The organism is Marinibium conchae, from assembly GCF_015595035.1.
Taxonomy (GTDB): domain Bacteria; phylum Pseudomonadota; class Gammaproteobacteria; order Enterobacterales; family Alteromonadaceae; genus Glaciecola.
Window position 1 is genome coordinate 476,242 of record NZ_JADNRN010000002.1, and the last position, 20,936, is coordinate 497,177.

Here is a 20,936-nt window from a genome sequence, read left to right on the forward strand (position 1 = left end):
GAATGAAGATTCGTTTAGGCGACTTACTCGTACAAAACAAGCTAATCAACGATGCGCAGTTGCAAGACGCCTTATCCGAACAGCGAAAATCTGGTCGTAAATTAGGCGCCACTTTGATTGCGATGGATTTAGTTACAGAGGAACAACTACTCTCTCTGCTCTCGACGCATTTAAACGTGCCACTTATTGACATCGATGCATATCGTGTTGACCCTGAAGCGGTAAAATTACTGCCAGAAATTCAAGCACGTCGCTATCGTGCGCTTGTGCTAGATGATAAGGGTGAAAAGTTACTCGTTGGTATGAGTGATCCAGGCGATATTAATGCCGTGGATGATTTAAGCAATCGTCTTCCAAAGCCTATTGAAATTGCAGTAGTAAGTGAAACGCAGTTATTTGCTGCCTACGAAAACTTTTACCGAAAAACGGAAGAGATTGCGTCTTTCGCCCAAGAGTTGGCAGAAGAATATGACGATGCCCAAGATTTTGAACTTGAAACCGGCGTTGACGGCGAGCAAGACACGGCCGTTGCGAAACTGTTGCAGTCGATATTTGAAGATGCCGTTATGGCCAAAGCGTCAGATATCCATATTGAGCCTGAAGAAAAACAACTTCGAATTCGTCAGCGCGTAGATGGGCAGTTACAAGAAACGGTTATCCCAGAGCGAAACATTGCTAATGCGCTAGTATTGCGTCTGAAATTGATGTCGGGCTTGGACATATCCGAAAAACGATTGCCTCAAGATGGACGAGCACAGGTAAAAATTAAAGGTCGTACCATTGATGTTCGTGTGTCGACTATGCCGGTGCAAGCAGGTGAATCTGTGGTGATGCGCTTGTTAGATCAATCAGAGGGGGTGTTAACCCTTGACCAAACCGGTATGCCGCCAAACATTGTAACACGCTACCGGAAGCTACTTGAGCGTCCTCATGGCATGATTTTGGTCACTGGGCCAACTGGCTCAGGTAAAACGACAACACTTTATGGATCGTTGACCGAACTCAATAAGCCACAGTCAAAAATTATCACAGTAGAAGACCCCGTTGAGTATCGCTTACCTCGCATCAACCAAGTGCAAGTTAACCATAAAATTGATCTCACGTTTTCACAAGTACTTAGAACAACCTTACGACAAGACCCAGACATCATTATGGTTGGGGAAATGCGCGACAAAGAGACCGTTGAAATAGGCTTGCGAGGCGCCCTAACTGGGCATCTAGTGTTATCGACACTACATACCAATGACAGTATCAGCAGCGCTATTCGTCTAATTGATATGGGCGCTCCAGGCTACTTGGTGGCAAGCTCTTTGAGAGCAATAATCGCCCAACGTCTAGTGAGGAGGATTTGTGATAATTGCGTGGTTGACGAACAACTCACCGATGAATCACGTTTCTACCTGAAAACGCTGAATGAAGACATTTCAGGGGTCAGCTTCAAAAAAGGTAAAGGCTGTCAAAAATGCAATCACTCTGGATATCGTGGACGTGTAGGCGTATTTGAGCTATTGGAAATGAACGAACCTATGATGAATGCACTGAAGAATAACGACACCAGTGGTTTTTCGGCAGCAGCGCAAGCTAACCCAGATTATAAACCTCTGGCTCACTCGGCCCTACTTTATGCAATGCAGGGCATTACTAGCATTGACGAAGTACTCAAGTTAGTTGAAATGGTGAGTGATGGACAGGAAAAAACACCCGTCGATGCGAGCATTGAAAGTAATGTCCCTGTTGCTATGGCACCACAGGGCCAGCAGGGTGAGTCTAAGTTGGCCGGGAGTCTGCAAACAGGTTTTAGTGGAAGCGGTTTGTCCTTAGAGGATGATGACTAATGGCGAGCTTTGCTTACAAGGGCCGGGAGAGCGATGGTCAGCTAGTTAATGGCGTGATAGAAGCGACCGATGAGCCAAGCGCAGCAAGAATTTTGATGAGTCGGAATATTGTCCCCATTGATATTGCGGCAAATAGTGGGGCTAAAGGCAAATCTAAAAGCGACAGTGAGATAGGTTTGTTTGTGCCTCAGGTAAGTATTGACGACCTTGTTATTTTTGCTCGGCAAATGTATTCCTTGTCGAAAGCAGGTATCCCGATTATTCGAGCCGTATCGGGTTTGTCAAACACGAACTCAAAGCGGATGCGCCATGCATTAAACGCGGTGATTGAAAATTTAGAGCGCGGTCGCAACCTTTCTTCAGCTCTGGCACAACATCCTAAAATATTTAATCAGCTTTTTGTGAGCGTTGTTCATGTTGGTGAAAACACCGGGCAACTCGATGCGGCATTTGCGCAGCTTGCAGAGTATTTACAAAGAGAGCAAGAAACCCGCAAACAAATTAAAGCAGCAACTCGATACCCCATGTTTGTCGTGTTTGCCCTTGCTATTGCTTTGGTGATCATGAACATTTTCGTTATTCCTGTCTTCGCAAGTATGTTTGAGAAGTTTGACGCTGAGCTACCCACTATCACTTTGTTTTTAATAGGAATGTCGAACTTTTTCTTGCATCAATGGTGGGTGCTGGTCGTGATTATTAGCGTATGTATTTTCATAACATCGCGTTATCTTGATACTAAACAAGGGCGCTATAAATGGGATAAATTACAACTGTCGGTGCCGCTTGTAGGCTCAATAATTGAGCGCTCATTGCTAGGTCGGTTCGCGAGAAGCTTTGCGATGATGTTAAAAGCTGGTGTACCGCTAACAACGGCATTGAACCTCGTCTCAGATGCGGTTAGCAATAGCTACATGAGTAAAGCCATAATCACCATGCGTCAACGAATTGAGAAAGGTGAAAACTTGTCGAGGGTGGCGCAAAACAGCGGCTTGTTTACTCCGCTCGTTATGCAAATGATAAGCGTGGGTGAAGAGACCGGGCGTGTGGATGAATTGCTGCAAGAAGTGGCAGAGTATTACGAGCGAGAAGTGGAGTATGACTTAAAGAGTCTCACTTCAAAAATAGAGCCTATATTGATCGCTATCGTGGCAGGAATGGTGTTGATTTTGGCACTGGGCATATTCACGCCAATGTGGGACATGATGAGCGTGGTGCAAGGCAAGTAATGTCTAGCAAGCTGTTTCAAATATTATGCACATTTATCGTCATAATGCTTGTGGCAGCAGGGATGTACAAAACGGTGTTAGACCAAACTACCGAGAGTACACAAGATGCCACATTCGACAATATGAAAACGGCAGTGCAAAAGGGTTTGGTGCAAATGCATTGGCAATGGCAATACGAGGGGCGCCCCGATTCAATTGATTACGAGGCCGCGCTGCAAGAGCAACATCGTATTGCAATGAATGACGCTGGATGGCCGCAAGTAGTAGGGTCGGTTCAGGGTTGTAAAGACATACTGGCAATGTTTGTTGATGATGGCAAAGTTCAAATAAGTGCTTTGGAAACGAACATTGATTTGGAGCGACTTTTAGCGCTCGAGATAGCTTTTAAAAAAGCTAATGACTCTCAGACTCATGCCGATATATGTCGGTATCAGCGAAAGGGTCAAGAATTTGAATATCACTTGGGCACCGGCATCGTGCGCTAAGTTAGCCATAACAGACCTATTGGAGTCATTATGTTAGCAGGTAGAAGTCATTCACAACGCGGTTTTACATTAATTGAATTAGTGATCGTTGTGGTGTTGTTAGGTCTTTTGGGTGCAGTTGCAATTCCACGTTTTCTCGACGTGCCAAGAGAAGCTGAAGACGCTACCGTTGAAGGCGTGGCGGGTGGTTTTGCTACCGGCGTTGGTTTAGTAAGAGCGCAATGGGAGCTAGAGGCGCGACCTAAAAATAACAACGGCGCTAACTTAAGCTCTGTAACCATTGAGGGTATAGCAGTCGGCGTTGATGGTGACACCGGCTATCCGACAGGACAGCTCAATAATGACGCGAGTTCAGAAGACGAAAATATGAGCGCATTGGACTGCGAGAGTATCTTTAACCTAATTATGCAGAGCGCACCAAGCATTACGTCAGTGTGGGGTGCTCAGGCAATCGAAGACTTTCGCTATTTCACAAATGTGAATGAAAGCGCGGGTTCGGGTGGTAATGATGTTTGCCATTATTATCTTACTCAAACCGTAAAGAACAACGCTAGTGAGCCACTTACCACAGGTGTAGGTAACGGCTTTGTTTATGACCCACGGATTGGTCAAGTGATTGTGTTTAGTAATAACTAAGTGAATAGCTATTACTCCATTTTTTAACTTTGCAATTTAATAGAAATATCCACTTCGAGGGAATTATTATGAAACATCAGAAATCAAACCAGAAAGGTTTTACACTAATCGAACTAATCATCGTTATTGTAATTCTGGGCATCCTAGCCGTTACTGCAGCTCCACGTTTTATCGATTTGCAGTCAGATGCTAGAGCGTCGACTCTTGAAGGTGTAAAAGCAGCATTACAAGGCTCTTCACAGCTAGTGTACGCTAAAGCAGCTATTCAGGGCGTGCAAAGCAGTTCGACAGCAGTGGATGTAACCCTCAATGGGTCGGACACCGTGAGCACCATTTTGGGCTACCCTAACGCACTTACAATCACCTCAAACGCTAACGTGACAACTTTCCTCGATTTAAGCGCAGGTGATTTTGAAGTACACGGCAATGGTACTGACGACGACTTTGTTATTACATTTGAATCAACGGCTGTTACCGACAAAGCAACGGCTATTGCAACAAACTGTTATATTCAATACACCAATGCAAGTAGTAGCTCTCCAGCGCCTAGTATTGTCGTTGAGCCTAGTGGTTGCTAGAGTATAAAGTTGAAAAATACTAATGTTATGGCTCGGCCCGAACATTAAAAAAATGAAGTCTCAAGGAGGGTTTACCCTCCTTGAGCTTATCATTGTAATCGTAATACTCGGCACCTTAGCTGTGTATGCCTTGCCGAGATTCACGGGCAGCGCAGGTTACTCGGAATATGCCTTTCAAAATCGTCTAATATCCGTTTTGCGAAATATGCAAATTCGCGCCATGCAAGACTCTCGTCCTAACTTCTGCCATCGAATCAATCTTATTTCTACTAGTGCTGATATCGCTTTTGGCCCCGCAGCTCGTTCTTTTGCGTCAGGCAATGAGGCGGCTACCTGTTCGTCTACTATTGATTTTTCAGCGCCAAGTTTCCTGCGCACAGACAGTGGCGAAATAGCCGATGCGAATGTGAGTATGCAGGTGAATGATGGCAGTGCATCTGTATCCTATATTCAGTTCGATTCCTTTGGTGTTCCACAAACCTCTGCGACAAATTGTGCGAGTGGATGCCAAATTGACTTTAGCGGCGAAACGACAGCCAGTGTGTGTGTGGCGTCTGAGGGCTACATTCGTGCATGTTAACGCTCTCACCAGTAAGCGGTCACATTGCAATACATGTGAGTATCGCAAGCAGATGGGTTTTACCCTGATAGAGCTGATTGTGGGCATACTCATTTTTGCTGTTGCCATGGTATCGGTGATAAATTTTTTGCAGCCACAGGTGCGTAAAGGCATCGACCCTATTTGGCAAGTGAGAGCAGCGTCGCTTGCTCAGTCGTTAAGCAGTGAAATAACAGCTAAAGCCTTTGACGAAAACTCGAATTTGGCCGGAGGAGCCACTCGTTGCGGCGAAAATGATAGCAGCGCGACCTTTGTTAATTGTACTTCTGCAGCAAACTTAGGGCCCGACGCTGGTGAAAACCGCGAATTATTCGACGATGTAGATGACTACAATGGTTTTAATTTTAGCGGCGCTAACATATTAAGCTCTTTAGGCTTAGGCACTAGCGTGAATGGAAACAACATTTACAACGGCTTCACAGCCCAGGTTAGCGTGATTTACGATGCTAACCTTGATGGCATCGCCGACACTGCACCCGGTAACAAAAAATTAGTATTGATAACGATTACCACACCGGGTGGCGAACAAATCAGCGCAAGCGCAGTGAAAGGGAATTTCTGATGAGAAATAAAGCTGGTTTTACTCTGATTGAATTAGTCATGGTCATTGTTGTGTTAGGCGTAGTGTCGGTCGGGATTACCCGATTTATTAGTTCATCAACACAAATCTTTGTGGATACCAGTGAGCGTGAGCGTTTACTGCGTGATGGTAGTTTTGCCGTCGAGCGGATTAATCGAGAAATTGCCCAAGCCATACCAAACTCAGTGCGTCTTGCTGGCAATGCTGCGGTTCATTGCTTGCAGTTTGTGCCGATGAAGTGGAGTACTTTTTACTTTGACTTACCCACGCTCCCCGACACAGATACCGAAGTTGACGTGGTAGAGATGCAAGACATTGACGGCACTGTCTTCACTCCAAGTATTAATAATGACTTTGCTTTTGTCTATCCAACCAGTAACGCCGACATTTACAGTAACTCAAGTACTCAACGTCGACTAATTAGCGCTTGCAGTGACGATGGCGATGGTGATTGCAGTACCGATGATGACGTGGATGGTGTTGTGCAATTAAGTGTAAACGCAAGCTTCGGCCAATCAAGCCCAGCCGAGCGCCTATATATCGGTCAAGCGACCACAAGCTATTGTGTAAGAGGCGCTTCTATTTACAGGCATGAATCGGCTTTGGCGGCAACTCAGCCGGTCTTTTCTACAGGAGGCGTCTTAATGGCTGAGAATTTAGCTAATCAATTGAGTGCGAACCCTAGTGCTGCCGGCACGAATAGCTTAAACCCTTTCCGTATTGTTGATGCGTCTTTGCGGCGAAATGCCTACACCCAGACTCAATTTATTTTTACCCGAAACAATGAAAGTATGACTTTTACTCAGGAGATACATATTCCTAATGTGCCATAAACTCAACACGCATAAACAAGCAAGGCACAAACAAGCGGGCAGCATGATAGTCATGGCCTTGTTCGCTATCATCGTTCTTGCTTTGCTTGCTGGTGTATTGGTAAATATGTTGAGCGCCTCTTCAAATACAGTGCTATATGAGGTGTATGGTGTGCGTGCGAAAAATGCCGCAAATGCCGGAATTCAGGAACTAGGTTTAGTCTCTTTTCCGTTAAACTCTGCTCCTCAGCTGTGTAATCAAGTGCTAAGTAGCCCTTTGAGCTTTGCTTCAATAAATGGTTTCGAAAACTGCCAATTTACTGCACGTTGCAGTTCATCGGATATCAACTATGGTAGCGAAACCCATCGCTATTTTAAGTTTACCAGCACCGGAACCTGTGGCTTTGGTGATGTAATAGTTAGCCGAACGGTGTCGGTTGACGCGATGCAAGGGATGTAAATAATGATAGCCGATAATGCAAAACTAAGTATAAAGCTATTACTTGCATTGGTGTTGGTAATACCGCTTCTTCCATTCAAGCTATTTGCTGCCGAGTGTGTGGATGTATTTCCCAATGTATTGTCATCATCGTCAAGCTCTGGGGAAGTTAAGATTGGACAATCGGTGTTGATTTCGGGTACCGACGGCAGCATTAATATGGGTATAGCAGCCGACAGTACTATCGGTTCGGAACTCAGTTGTGGTTCTCAGCGCTGCGTTGATTCTGGCGATCGGGCCGCTGCGCTAACTCTACCAAGCTTCCAGCAAAGTAGCGGAACAACAGATGTAAATGTAGCTAACGGCCAAACGGTCAACCTTGCTCAAGGTGCTTACGATAGCATTTTTGTGAATTTTCAAGGGACATTACGATTTACCCAGAACAATCAGACCACCTTCATCAGAGAGCTGCGAGCAGAAAACTCCAGTGAGAAAACCATTATTTTTGAAGAGGGCGTTTATTGGATAGAAGACTTCAGATTAAGTAGTGGTCTCGATCTTCAAATTAATGGCGACGACAAAGTCATTTTGATTGTAAATAGCTCATTTGTGGACGAAGCTGACCTTCAAATTAACGCCCTAGGTGATCCAGAACAGCTAGTCTTGATCGCCTATGATGAGCTGAGATTCGGCTTTTCTACTGATTTTAATGGCTATTTGTATTCTTCATCTACTGTCTTTATCGAAAACGAAGGTAATTTTACAGGCGCGATTTCCGCCCCCAGCCTGAGCCTCGATTTTGGTTCAACAGTGGTGAGTGATTTAAGTGCAGTTGAGCAGGCTAACTTCAATGCTTTCTGCACAGTTACGCAACCCGCGCAAGCCCTTGCTAGTTATCAATTTGAGGACTCTCTTTGGAACGGTGCTGCAGGAGAAATCGTTGATAGTACTGGTAACGGTTATGATGGCAGGGTGGATACGGGTGTGGTGAGCGCGGATACATCTCCTGCACTAGTCGGTAACCCTGGAACCTGCGGATACGCAGACTTTAATGATGGCTCTATCCGCATTACCAGCTTGGACGTCGATACAGCGACGACGGGTGCAAAAACAACGGTAGCCTTCTGGATGAATTGGGACGGCACAAACGATGTTATGCCGATTGGTTGGAACTTTCATGATTTATGGTTACGAGATGGATTCTTTGGTTTCAACACTTGGCAAATAGACTTGCGGGGTATTGAAAGCACGGGTTTTGCTAACCAATGGAAGCACGTTGTTGCTGAATTTACCAACGGCGATGTGAGGGAAAACCGTTTGTTCATTGACGGTGTTGAGCAAAGCTTAAATGATTATGGTAATCCCCCTGACAACAATTTGGCTTTTGTGAATAGCGAGTTACGAATAGGTGGCGTTGCCAACACCGATATCTATAACTTTGAGGGCAGCCTTGACGAAGTACGAGTTTATAATGGCGTACTCACCGACAGCGAAATACAAGCGCTGTACACAGAAACTCGCCCCTGTGCTATCGAGGCACCCAAGCTCGAGTATCGCTTCGACGAGTTAAGCTGGAATGGTGTAAGCGATGAAGTGCTAGAGTATCGAAATAGTGGTTTTGACGGTGTGGCAATTGATGATGCACAAACCTTCGCTGCAGGTCAGGTTTGCAGAGCAGCAAGCTTCGATGGAAGTAACGATAGAGTAGATGTAAGTGGTTTTGATACCTACCTAACTAGCACTGCAACAGTGAGTTATTGGATGCGCAGTACACAAAGCGGTAATTTCAGACCTTGGAATGCTCCGGGCATTATTGGCCTTGAGGAGCAAGGTGGTACTAATGATATTTTTTGGGGCTACATCGACGCGAGTAGTCGCATTGGCATACAGAAAGGAGATGGCACGGCAGCTTTATCGAGCACGCAGGTTGCAGATGGTACATGGCATCATATTGTTCTCACTTATAACTCAGATAATGGCGCAGCGCAGGTCTACGTCGACGGGGTGTTAGAGGGAAGCGCAATAACCGACAGTGGGGTCATAACAAATGCCTTTGGCAGCATTGGTAGAATCGACAATAGCTTTTCGTCTATCAACTATATCGGCGACCTCGATGAAGTGCTTGTGTTCGACAGCATCCTTTCAGCAGACGACATCCAAACTATTTACACTAACCAACTTAATGGTAATAACTATGACGGTACGACAAGGTCGTGTGTATCGGAATTAGTTAATTACCGTATGGACGAATTTTCTTGGAGTGGCGCAGCGGCTGAGGTGGTTGATCAAGCAGGCAGCTTTCCTGCACAATCACGAAACGGTGCATCAACCAATGATGTTAACCGAGCAATTAGTGGCAACCCTGGAACATGTGGTTATGGAGAATTTGATGGCAGTGACGATTATCTTGCGTTACCGGCCAGTTTCGGAAATCTCACCGATAGTTTTACCATTACCGCTTGGATAAATCCTAGCAATACAGACCAAGGCTCACGGATATTCATTGATGATGAGCAGTTCAGTGGTCAGCAACGTGGTTATGGCTTTAGCTTAGGTGATTCTGGCAGTGCGCGCTTGCGCTTTTATTCACGAAATGTGACACCGATAATAATTGACACCCAAGCATTAATCCCCGCTAACACCTGGACTTTTGTAAGCGCAGTACATAACGCAGAGAACAAAACCCGTGAAATATATATCAATGGCGTTCTGCAAACTCTTACCAATGGTGACACCACGAGCACCTATACCGGCGCCTGGGGAGAAGATGATGGTATCGCAACTATTGGTGGTGAGACTGAAAACGGAGAAACCGATAAACGTTTCACCGGCAGTATTGATGAAGTACGGGTATACAAGGGCGCACTCAGTGCCAATGAGATTGTTGGGGTGTATAATGAAAGCCACGCATGCCCCGCACCAGCAGTTCATCATTATGAAATAGAACATGATGGACAAGGCTTAACCTGTGATGCTGAAACAATCACGATTAAAGCTTGCGAAGATGCAGCTTGCAGCACGTTGAGTTCACAAGCGGTGTCCCTAGACCTGTTAGTTGACGGCAGCCCTGTTAGCAGTGCTAGCTTCGTCGGCAGCACAAACCTTAGTTTCAATAACACCGATGTTGAAACGGTCATATTGTCGATAGCAAATGAATCTATTGTGCCAAGTTCGGCATTAGTTTGCGATGACGGCACGGGTAATTCCTGCAATATGGAATTTAGTGATGCCGGCTTTCGGTTTTTATCAGGAAGCTCAAATAGTCTCAGCATTGCGAATCAAACGTCCGGCATAGCCTTTCCTCAAGCATTAAAAATCCAAGCGGTAAAGGATACAGATGGTGTTTGTACTGCCTTATTTAGCGGTACAAAAACGGTTCAGCTATCACAAGAAAATGTTAATCCAGGCGGCACAAGCGGGCTTAGTTTCAACTTGGGCGCTAGCAGCATTGCCAAGCATACAGGGGCTACTAGCTTGTCTCTAAGCTTCGATGCCGATAGCATTGCAACGCTCGACACTCCTGTGTACCAAGATGCTGGACAGATCCGGTTGCGCGCGAGCTATTCAGAGGCTGGCATTAATTTAATAGGAAGTAGCAATGCGTTTTGGGTAAGCCCTGCGGCACTGATCATTCAAGCGCAAGCGGCAGGTAGCGATATTAACGGCAGTTCGGCAAGTTCTTCAGTGACCCATCCAGCAGGTGAGGACTTTGAATTCATTGTCAGCGCATTTAATGGCGCAGCGACACCGGTGATAACCCCCAACTATTCCCCTGGGCAAATTCAGATGCAACTTCGCAGAACTGCACCGAGCCTTGCTTCAAGTGTTGATGGACAACTCAGTTACGCAAGTGGCAGCGCAATAGCATCGAGTGCCAGTGCGACGATGCAAAATGTAACACTCACACCCTTTGTGAGCGGTGTGTCTCGCTTTAGCTCAGCAAATTACTCTGAGGTAGCGATTCTCAATCTCGATTTGCAAGATAACAATTACGGTAACCAAGGCATCGTTATACCCGCAAATGCGATAAATTTGGGGCGCTTTACTCCGTTCTATTATGAGCAAACGGTTGCCGATGATGGCGTATTGGCTGTTGAATACGCATCTGCATCGGGCACGCAAAACTCGTTTATTGCTTTTAGTGGTCAAAAGGATGAGGCAACAAATAGTGTTGGTGCTATTTCTTATTTGACTAATCCCACCTTCGCGATCACAGCTTATAACAAACAAGGCGCAGTGACCCAGAACTTTTACGAAGACAGTCAAGGCAGCACAAACGACTTCATGACCTTATCAAGCAGCAGTGTGAGTGTGCTTGTGCCCACTACCGATGAAGTCGCGATTGGTGTGGATGGCACTCTGTTGTCGATCTCGGCCAATATGACGGCCGGTGTCTTAAGTCAAAATGATTTAACCAGCACTTCGGGTGTCATAGCGCTGCCACGTGGTACTGTGCATTATCAATTATCAAGTAGTGATAATTTCTATTACAACCGTTCAGAAAATGCTCTCGTTCCGCCTTTTAGCGCTGACATTGATTTTGCGCTGTCGGGAATAACGGATGCAGACGGTGTGAGTGCAACGAGCTTGGTGGATGCATCGCCCACGGGGCTTGAAATACGTTTCGGGCGCATGACAATTGAGAATAGTTTTGGACCGGAAACGGCTAACTTCCCACAAACTATTGCACTCGAGCACTTCACCGCTGGGGGCTTTGTGCTAAGTACAGACAACTCTTTCGTGAGTTATGATCCTGCGAATGTGCTGCTGTCTAATATTTCTCTCGACCCTGCACTGAGTGGTGTTCTCGGCAGTACTGGAAACTTCGTTAATGGGCAGACTCAAAACATCCTTTTGTCGGCGACTGGTGCAGGTAATCAGGGTCAAATAGGAGTGACTTATGATGCTTATGAATGGCTACTGTTCGATTGGGATAACGACGGAGACTATGACGATAATCCGAGTGCTATTGCTACCTTTGGTATTTATCGTGGAAACGACCGCACTATCAATTGGCGTGAAGTATTTAATGACTAAAAGAGCGCCTTGAAAAATAAAGCGAATAAAAAGTGAATTTTATTCGCCTTTGCTTGCCCTAAACACATGGCGTTGGTAAAGTTGCAGGATTATACCTATAATCTTGAAAACCGTGCAGTCGCGCCTTGTGAACTATCCTATCCGCGAACACGATAACAACAATAATGTAAAAGGCACTCCATGTTTAAAAAGCTTCGAGGCATGTTCTCCAACGATCTATCGATCGACTTGGGAACGGCGAACACACTGATCTACGTAAAAGATCAAGGGATCGTTTTGAATGAACCATCTGTGGTAGCTATTCGACAAGAACGCGCAGGTGGCCCCAAAAGTGTCGCAGCCGTTGGCCACGAAGCGAAACAGATGCTAGGCAGAACGCCTGGTAATATTAAAGCTATTCGACCTATGAAAGACGGTGTAATCGCCGACTTTTACGTAACTGAAAAGATGCTTCAGCATTTCATTAAGCAAGTTCACGATAACAATTTCCTACGTCCAAGCCCGAGAGTATTGGTGTGTGTGCCCTGTGGTTCTACTCAGGTTGAGCGTCGAGCTATTCGCGAATCGGCTCTAGGTGCTGGCGCGCGTGAAGTGTACCTTATCGACGAACCTATGGCTGCGGCAATAGGTTCAGGACTGCCAGTGTCCGAAGCAACCGGTTCGATGGTTGTTGATATTGGTGGCGGTACAACTGAAGTCGCTATTATTTCGCTTAATGGGGTGGTCTACTCTTCCTCGGTGCGAATAGGTGGGGATAAGTTCGATGAAGCCATCATAAACTATATCCGAAGAAACTTTGGCTCACTTATCGGTGAAGCTACTGCAGAGAGAATTAAGCACGAAATTGGCGCGGCTTACCCCGGCGAAGAAGTGCGCGAAATTGAAGTGCGTGGCCGAAACCTTGCCGAAGGTGTGCCACGTGGTTTTAATTTAAACAGCAACGAAATTCTTGAAGCCTTACAAGAACCGCTTTCGGGAATTGTGAGTGCGGTAATGGTTGCCCTCGAGCAATCTCCACCTGAACTAGCCTCAGATATTTCTGAACGAGGAATGGTGCTTACCGGAGGTGGCGCATTGCTAAAAGACCTCGACCGTTTGTTAATGGAAGAAACCGGTATTCCTGTTGTGATTGCGGATGATCCACTTACTTGTGTAGCTCGAGGCGGGGGTAAAGCCTTTGATATGATCGATCTTCACGGTGGCGACTTATTCAGCTACGAATAGCCTGAAGGACAGCCTTGGCCTGTTATGAATGAAGTTTTTGCACGAGGGCCCAGCCTGCCCGTTAGATTAGCTATCGTTCTAGTGTTATCACTAGCGGCCATGCTGATTGATACAAAAGTTGAAAACTTCGCGGCGGCAAGGACTTACCTCAATTCTATGGTTAGTCCACTGCAATACATTGCTAACCTACCTGGTGAAATGATGAGTTGGGGTGCTGAACGCTTCAGCTCCCGCCAAAAGCTTCTAGCTGACAACAAAGAGCTCACCAATCGTATTGCCTTGATGAACGAACAACTGCAACGTTTCAAAATCCTCCAACAAGAAAATAACGATTTGCGCAAACTACTCGATGCGCCTGTACGTGATAGCGTACATAAAATGATAACGGAACTCATGGCTGTTGATACCAACCCTTACAGTCATCAAATAGTGATAAACAAAGGCGCCATCGACGGCGTTTATTTGAATCAGTCGGTGCTCGATGACAACGGTATTGTCGGGCAAGTATCTGAAGTTGGTAGCACCAACAGTAGAGTACTGCTCATCTCTGATGTAACGCACGCTATTCCAATTAGGATAGAAAGAAACAATGTGCGCTTTATTGCCCTGGGCGATGGTCGTCTCGACAGCCTTAAATTGCAGCATGTACCTCACAGTGCTGATATTCAAGAGGGAGACGTTCTCGTTTCATCCGGCCTAGGTGATGTTTTTCCTGAAGGTTACCCTGTAGGTGTTATTGAAGAAATAGGGCGTGATGAAAGTCGGCCTTTTGCAGATGTTCGAGCTCGGCCTTTGGCTATGCTAGACAGATTAAAGTACTTATTACTACTTTGGCCGTCGGATCAGGCACCGGAAAATGCCATAGGCCCTGACGACCAACTCTTGCTTGAGTCAACCATCAATGACGCTACAAAAAGCGAGGGCGACTTATAATGAAGAAGCTCATTAAGGGGCGTCAAATACTCATACCGGCCAGTATCGGCGTGGCCTTTATTCTTCAAATTATGCCAATGCCGGTTATTTTCGATTTGTATCGTCCTGATTGGTTGCTGCTTATTCTTTGTTATTGGACAATGGCCTTGCCTAATAGAGTGGGCGTTGGTATTGCTGCTGTCTGTGGCATTATACTTGATATACTTTATGGTACCTCGCTTGGCGTGCATAGCTTTGCAATGGCTATTCCTGTTTACTTGGTAGCAGCGAACTATCAGCGTTTTAGAAATTATAGCGTGGTGCAACAAGCCATGATGATATTCATGCTGGCAACCTTATATCATATGCTAGCTTACTGGTTACAATATTGGTTAACAGGGGTAGAGTTTCGCCTTGGATTCTTGTGGCCAGTAGTCACCTCGGTTTTCATTTGGCCTTGGCTATTTTGGCTCTTGCGACGTTATCGCCGATTATTACGAGTAACTTAGCATGGCAGCGCTAAAGGTGATCCTAGCTTCGGCATCACCAAGACGAAAAGAACTACTAGGCCAACTCATCGACAGTTTCGATATACAAACTGCAGATATCGACGAAAGTCCTCTCCTTAACGAAGCTCCCAAGCACCTTGTTGCGCGCCTAGCAAAAGAAAAAGCTCGAAAAATTTTTGACAGTCACCCGCAACATCTTGTTATTGGCTCCGATACTATTGTTGCTCTTGGGAATAGAATTTTTGGCAAACCTAAAGACCGAAGTGATAGTATTAATATCCTGAGAACACTGTCTGGAAAAGAGCACGAAGTACTCACGTCAATTGCTGTATTTGCACCGATGCCATTGTCAACGAACACCGCAAAGGCGTCTACAGGCCTGCAAGCGCCATTTTTTATTAGTAAAACAGTGAAAACATCCATCGAGTTTGCCTGTCTTAGTGATGAGCAAATTATAAAATATTGGCGCAGTGGCGAACCACAAGATAAGGCAGGAAGTTATGCTATTCAGGGCTTAGGTGGCGAATTCGTAAAAGAAATTAAAGGAAGTTATAGCTCAGTTGTTGGCCTTCCATTATATGAAATGAGAGAAATTCTGACCCAATTAGGAGTAGAGAAATGAGTGCAGAATTGCTGATCAACGTTACTCCATCGGAATCAAGAGTGGCGTTAATAGAAAATGGCATTTTACAAGAGATCCATATCGAGAGACACACAAAAAAAGGCTTAGTTGGCAATATCTATCGAGGTAAAGTGAGTCGGGTGTTACCTGGGATGCAAGCTGCTTTCGTGGATATTGGCCTCGACAAAGCCGCCTTTCTGCATGCGTCCGATATTGCTATGGATGACGAATTAGCTGATGAAGTCAGCAATGCTCCACTTGAGAAAAAAGACATTAGAGAATTAGTGCGTGACGGACAAGACATCGTAGTTCAAGTGGTCAAAGATCCCTTAGGTACAAAAGGCGCTAGACTTACAACTGACATTACGCTGCCTTCGCGCTACTTAGTTTTTATGCCAAGCGTTACTCATGTTGGTATTTCCCAACGTATTGAGGATGAAGCAGAGCGTGAGCGCCTAAAATCCCTGGTCGAGGGCTTTTGTGATGAAAATGGTGGTTTTATTTTACGCACCGCTGCTGAAGGTGTTTCGGAAATTGAATTGCAGCAAGATGCCGCTTTTTTGCGTCGTCTTTGGAGTAAGATTCAGTCTCGCGTAAGCAAAAAGAAATCTAATGTGCTGTATGAAGATTTACCACTGGCGCGCAGAGTTCTCCGTGATTTTGTTGGCACAGAGTTAGATCGCATACGCATTGATTCCAAATTGTCTTTCACTGAGTTACAGCAATTTACCAAAGACTACGTGCCGGAACTCAGCTCCAAACTTGAGTATTATAAGGGCGAGCGCCCAATCTTCGATTTGTATGACGTTGAAAATGAGTCCCAAAGAGCCCTCGATCGCAGAGTTGATTTGAAGTCGGGTGGTTATTTGATCATTGACCAAACTGAAGCAATGACGACGATTGATATCAATACTGGTGCCTTTGTTGGCCATAGAAATCTTGAAGAAACGATATTTAATACCAATATTGAGGCGACCGTTGCTATCGCAAGACAACTGAGATTGCGCAATTTAGGTGGCATGATACTCATCGATTTTATTGATATGATTGAACCAGACCACAAAAGACGTGTCTTACATAGTCTAGAGGTGGCGATGAGTAAAGATCGCGCGAAGTCTAATATCCATGGTTTTACCGCGCTTGGCTTAATAGAAATGACTCGCAAGCGCACCCGCGAAAGCTTAGAGCATGTTCTCTGTGGCGAATGCCCAGCTTGTAAAGGCAGAGGAAGTATCAAAACTGTCGAGACCATATGTTTCGAAATTATGCGTGAAATAGTACGTGTGAATCGGGCCTATGACACTGACAAATTTGTTGTTTATGCCTCACAAATAGTCGCTGAAGCACTTATGGGTGAAGAGTCGCATATGTTGGCCGAATTGGAAGTGTTCGTGTCCAAGCAAATAAAAGTACAGACGGAGCTGTTGTATCATCAAGACAAATTTGATGTGGTAATGATGTGAGTAAAGTTTCTACCGTAGCTACCTACATTGTCCGTAAATTGTGGACAGTTGTTGCAATAACACTTGTTGTTTTTGCTCTTTTGATGAGCCTGCTACGTTATTCACTTCCACTCTTAAATGATAAGAAGGATGTTTTAGAGGACTTTGCTCGAAGCGAGTATGGCGTCGGCTTAAAAATCGAATCCATTGCCGCTTCTTGGCAAGGAGTGGGCCCTGCAATTGTCTTAAACAACGTTACCCTTGAGCAAAGCGATAATTCCCCGATCTCATTAAATATAAAATCGGTGTATATTGAAATCGATTTTTGGGACTCTTTACTCACTCAACAAATTTCGTCAAAAAACTTCAGCTTAGACGGACTCTTAGCCGATCTAGATCTTCAGCGCGTGCAGGGCGACACTAATACTGATTTTCCGATTTTGGACGCCCTAGAGGGGCTTTTTCTCGAACAGCTCCAGAGCTTTTCATTAGTCAATAGTGTACTCACAATTTCAGGTGAGAATAATCAACAGTCGTTTAACATTGAAAATTTATCTTGGTTAAATAAAGACACCAGACACCAAGGTTCAGGCCTTATTACGGTATCAGAATTGGCCGCAAATTCCGCCGTGTTTGTGATTGATCTTAATGGCTCAGCCGACAACTTCGACGGTACTATCTATGCAAAAGCTGATGAGCTTGATCTGTCTCCCTGGGTGAATGAATTTTCTGCATTAGAGAGTGAATTACTTGAAGGACGTGCTAACTTTGAATTTTGGGCAGAAATAAATCGTCGAAACATCACTAAGGTATATGGGAATATCAAGCCTACTCGCTTCATCTGGCAGCAAGAAAATGACACCTTATCTACGGGGATAGAATCGGGTGTTTTTGTTGCCGAGCCACGAGAGAATAAGTGGCTGTTTAATGTGAAAGACTTGAATTTATCGGTGTCAGATCAGCAAGTACTAACGCAGTGGAGCGCTGCCTACTCAAAAGGTGGAGAGATGCTCATTCAATCTGACGCAGCAATTGAACTTGAAATATTTAAGCCAATTAGCGGCTTGTTTAGCTCTTCCTTAGCAGAGCAACTTAGACAAATTGATACCAAGGCTAAATTAAAGCGCTTACAAATTCAAAGCAGACGAAATGGAGTGGCTGCCTATGCGTTAATGAAGGATATTACTTTACTCAAAAAGCAAGAAGCGCTGGGTCTAAATGGGCTAGATGCAGAACTTGCTTGGCAAAAAAATGTGGGAGCAGTCAAATTTACAGGCGAATCAGTTGGCCTCGAAACCGGCGCATATTTTAAGCAGAACTTTAGTGACGTTAAAGTCGACCTTGCTACGCAAATATTCAAACGAGATGAGCATTGGTTTATTGATGCAAACAAAGCCCAGCTAAGTGTGTTTGATACAGATGTTAATAGCAGTTTTACTTACAACCTGAGCACTAGGGACCTTAGCCTATTTTCTGACATTGGGACGATCCCGGTAAGCCGGATATCACGCTTCCTTCCCAATGAACCTTTATTGGGGAAAAATGTCAGCGGGTTTTTAAACAAGGCCTTTTATGGTCAAGGTAGAATCGCTGGTGGCAGTGTTTTATGGAGAGGTCAGCTTAACGCTTTTCCCTTCAAGCAAAATCAGGGCGTTTTTCTCGCCAAAGTCGCGATTGAAAACGCTGATTTTTCCTTCGATAAATCATGGCCAAGCATAAGCGCTTTGGATCTTGATTTGGTATTTGAGAATTTAGAGCTGACTATGACTGGTTCGTCGGCCCTAATAGATGCAGTCCAAATAACGGAAGTGAATGCTTACATTCCTATTTTGAACAGCGGTGCTGATTTGATTATTGAAGCTAATGCAAAAGGCAGTGCAAGTAGCTTTGCTGAGGTATTAGCAAATAGCAGTTTACGAGAGGGTATTGGTAAAACATTAAGTAACGACATTATTGTAGATAAAACGATGAGTGCCGACTTAGCTATTTACGTGCCTTTAGATAATCCGCGGCAAACGTCAGCGAGTGGGGTAATTGAGTTAGCGAACAACACTATTGATATTCCAGCATTGAAACTTAAGCTTGAAGACACTAATGGACGCTTAACCTTCAATAATGACAAGGTTTATTTCAAAGCTCTTAATGCTAATTTACTTGGGCAGCCTGTAAGTCTTGATTTCAATGGTGGGCAGCAAGAGGAAAATTACCGATTTGATGTTAATGTATCTGCGAAAAACTGGAACTTATCGTCTTTAGTTCCCTACATTAGTGATGATCTAAATACTTATCTTAGCGGTGTGGCCGATTGGGAAGCGTCTGTGAATGTCGGGCTTTCTGGCAAAGATTATGACTATGTGGCTAGCGTGTATTCCAATACCAAGGGCGTGTCTTCGATCTTACCTGCGCCTTTTGATAAAACGCTAGGAGAAGAGCGAGAACTTAAGCTTAGTGCTAATGGGAATCCACAAGCTTCTACTATTAAAATGAACTTTGGCGATATGATCTCTTTTGATGGGATACTGCCACATCGTGAAATGCAGTTTAGTCGTGCTCATTTGGCTATTGGTGAGACTGACTTTGTCGGGAGGGGCGTCGGTTTTAGTATTAGCGCGAACCTACCCAACATCGAGTTATCAAGCTGGTATCAGAGCGTTGCTGCACTGCTATCGGGAGCAAACTCAAGTGACAACCCTCTTTTTGCTGCGCCGCAAAGAATATTTATCGAAACAGATGCCTTAATTATTGGCGGTCAAAGTTTGTCTGATGTAGATGCTACGGTGAAGTCTCAAGGAAAAGACTGGCTGGTAGACCTGATTTCAGAACAAGCCAAAGCACAAATTACCTTTCATGACCGTTGGTTGGAGGAGGGCATTGAAGTGGATGCCGCCTTCGTGCGTTTTGACGACTGGACGGAGCAGGAAGAAAAACAAGGGCCACAAATCGAACCGCAAACATTGCCGCGTATTCGAGTGAAATGCGCAGACTGTCGAGTGTTAGGAAATCGGCTTGGTCGAATTGACTTCGAGAGCGTACCCAATGACGACGGACTTCGTATAGAAAGAGCCATAATCGAAGGGCCAAATGGTAAAATTAGCGTGAATGGACAATGGTATAAACGGAATCAGGATCATTACACCTTCATTAGCGGAACCATGAACAGTAAAGACTTTGGTGGATTCTTAAAAGACTTTCAATTTGATTCCGGCATAAAAGACAGTGAAGCAAAGATGGATTTTGCTGCCACATGGAAAGATTCACCTTTTGATTTTGCTTTTGATTATTTAGATGGTGAAATAGACTGGGAGCTATCAGATGGTTATATCACTGAGCTAAGCGACAAAGGCTCACGCATATTTACGCTTCTCAGCTTAGATTCATTGGTGCGCAAGTTAAGTTTAGATTTCAGAGATGTGTTTGCCGAAGGATTCTTTTATGACGAGATGCAAGGGAGCGTGCAGATCACTGAGGGCAAGGCTGATACCAGAGATACAACAATAGATGGCGGTGCTGGTGAAATGGAAATTTATGGTTATACCGACTTGGTTTCTAAAGAACTCAATTACAATGTCAGCTTTACCCCAAATGTTACTGGAAATCTGCCGGTATTGGTATATTTCATGGTAAATCCTCCCACTGCTTTAGCTGCACTCGCCCTTGACCAAGTGCTTACTTCTGCAAAAGTAATATCGAATGTAAATTACAGTGTCACCGGCACTATTGCTGAGCCAGTCTTAATAGAAACAGGTAGAGAAAGCACAGAAGTCGAGTTACCTGCAAGACGTGATTCACTTCCCGAGCCAGAGGACGACTTTGTTCCGCCTACAAGCGAAGATACCTTATTAATGGAAGTACAAGACGATAGCTAAAAGCCGTATTTTCACAGGCGAAATAAAAAGCGTTTTATCTTTGCTCTACCTCGAGAGATCTCTATAATCAAGGCACAACACACATTTCAGTATGAAACCGTGAAATACAGGATA

The 20,936-nt window shown here is 44.8% G+C and carries 16 protein-coding genes; all 16 read left to right on the forward strand.

What is annotated here, in order from left to right; all coding sequences use genetic code 11:
• Positions 1-2 precede the first annotated feature (2 nt).
• Positions 3-1,835, forward strand: coding sequence for a GspE/PulE family protein (locus tag ISG33_RS09830; protein WP_195733421.1), 1,833 nt, complete (start codon positions 3-5; stop codon positions 1,833-1,835).
• Positions 1,835-3,061 (forward strand): type II secretion system F family protein, encoded by a 1,227-nt coding sequence (locus ISG33_RS09835; protein WP_195733422.1) that lies wholly within the window; start codon positions 1,835-1,837, stop codon positions 3,059-3,061. The genes ISG33_RS09830 and ISG33_RS09835 overlap by 1 nt, the downstream gene beginning before the upstream one ends.
• Positions 3,061-3,546: a hypothetical protein gene (locus tag ISG33_RS09840; protein WP_195733423.1), complete on the forward strand. Its 486-nt coding sequence runs from the start codon at positions 3,061-3,063 to the stop codon at positions 3,544-3,546. Before ISG33_RS09835 ends, ISG33_RS09840 begins: the two co-directional genes overlap by 1 nt.
• A gap of 30 nt (positions 3,547-3,576) precedes the next feature.
• A complete protein-coding gene (locus tag ISG33_RS09845) occupies positions 3,577-4,182 on the forward strand; it encodes a prepilin-type N-terminal cleavage/methylation domain-containing protein (protein WP_195733424.1) in 606 nt (201 codons plus the stop codon).
• A 68-nt stretch (positions 4,183-4,250) separates the two neighbouring features.
• Positions 4,251-4,760, forward strand: coding sequence for a prepilin-type N-terminal cleavage/methylation domain-containing protein (locus ISG33_RS09850; RefSeq protein WP_195733425.1), 510 nt, complete (start codon positions 4,251-4,253; stop codon positions 4,758-4,760).
• A 52-nt stretch (positions 4,761-4,812) separates the two neighbouring features.
• Positions 4,813-5,340, forward strand: a complete 528-nt coding sequence (locus ISG33_RS17230) for a type II secretion system protein (RefSeq protein ID WP_195733426.1) — start codon at positions 4,813-4,815, stop codon at positions 5,338-5,340.
• Entirely contained in the window at positions 5,330-5,941 is a 612-nt protein-coding gene (locus tag ISG33_RS09860; protein ID WP_229333524.1) for a type IV pilus modification PilV family protein, read from the forward strand. Before ISG33_RS17230 ends, ISG33_RS09860 begins: the two co-directional genes overlap by 11 nt.
• A complete protein-coding gene (locus ISG33_RS09865; RefSeq protein ID WP_195733427.1) occupies positions 5,941-6,792 on the forward strand; it encodes a prepilin-type N-terminal cleavage/methylation domain-containing protein in 852 nt (283 codons plus the stop codon). Before ISG33_RS09860 ends, ISG33_RS09865 begins: the two co-directional genes overlap by 1 nt.
• Positions 6,782-7,231: a type II secretory pathway component gene (locus tag ISG33_RS09870; protein WP_195733428.1), complete on the forward strand. Its 450-nt coding sequence runs from the start codon at positions 6,782-6,784 to the stop codon at positions 7,229-7,231. The genes ISG33_RS09865 and ISG33_RS09870 overlap by 11 nt, the downstream gene beginning before the upstream one ends.
• A 3-nt stretch (positions 7,232-7,234) precedes the next feature.
• On the forward strand, positions 7,235-12,247 hold the full coding sequence (locus ISG33_RS09875) for a LamG domain-containing protein (protein ID WP_195733429.1): 5,013 nt from the start codon (positions 7,235-7,237) through the stop codon (positions 12,245-12,247).
• Between the two features lie 180 nt (positions 12,248-12,427).
• Entirely contained in the window at positions 12,428-13,471 is a 1,044-nt protein-coding gene (locus ISG33_RS09880) for a rod shape-determining protein (protein ID WP_195733430.1), read from the forward strand.
• A gap of 24 nt (positions 13,472-13,495) precedes the next feature.
• Positions 13,496-14,404, forward strand: a complete 909-nt coding sequence (gene mreC / locus ISG33_RS09885; protein ID WP_195733431.1) for a rod shape-determining protein MreC — start codon at positions 13,496-13,498, stop codon at positions 14,402-14,404.
• A gap of 11 nt (positions 14,405-14,415) precedes the next feature.
• Positions 14,416-14,892, forward strand: coding sequence for a rod shape-determining protein MreD (mreD, locus tag ISG33_RS09890; RefSeq protein WP_195733770.1), 477 nt, complete (start codon positions 14,416-14,418; stop codon positions 14,890-14,892).
• A 1-nt stretch (position 14,893) separates the two neighbouring features.
• Positions 14,894-15,514: a Maf family protein gene (locus ISG33_RS09895; protein WP_195733432.1), complete on the forward strand. Its 621-nt coding sequence runs from the start codon at positions 14,894-14,896 to the stop codon at positions 15,512-15,514.
• Entirely contained in the window at positions 15,511-16,977 is a 1,467-nt protein-coding gene (gene rng / locus ISG33_RS09900; protein WP_195733433.1) for a ribonuclease G, read from the forward strand. Before ISG33_RS09895 ends, rng begins: the two co-directional genes overlap by 4 nt.
• Positions 16,974-20,822, forward strand: coding sequence for a YhdP family protein (locus ISG33_RS09905; RefSeq protein ID WP_195733434.1), 3,849 nt, complete (start codon positions 16,974-16,976; stop codon positions 20,820-20,822). The genes rng and ISG33_RS09905 overlap by 4 nt, the downstream gene beginning before the upstream one ends.
• Positions 20,823-20,936 lie beyond the last annotated feature (114 nt).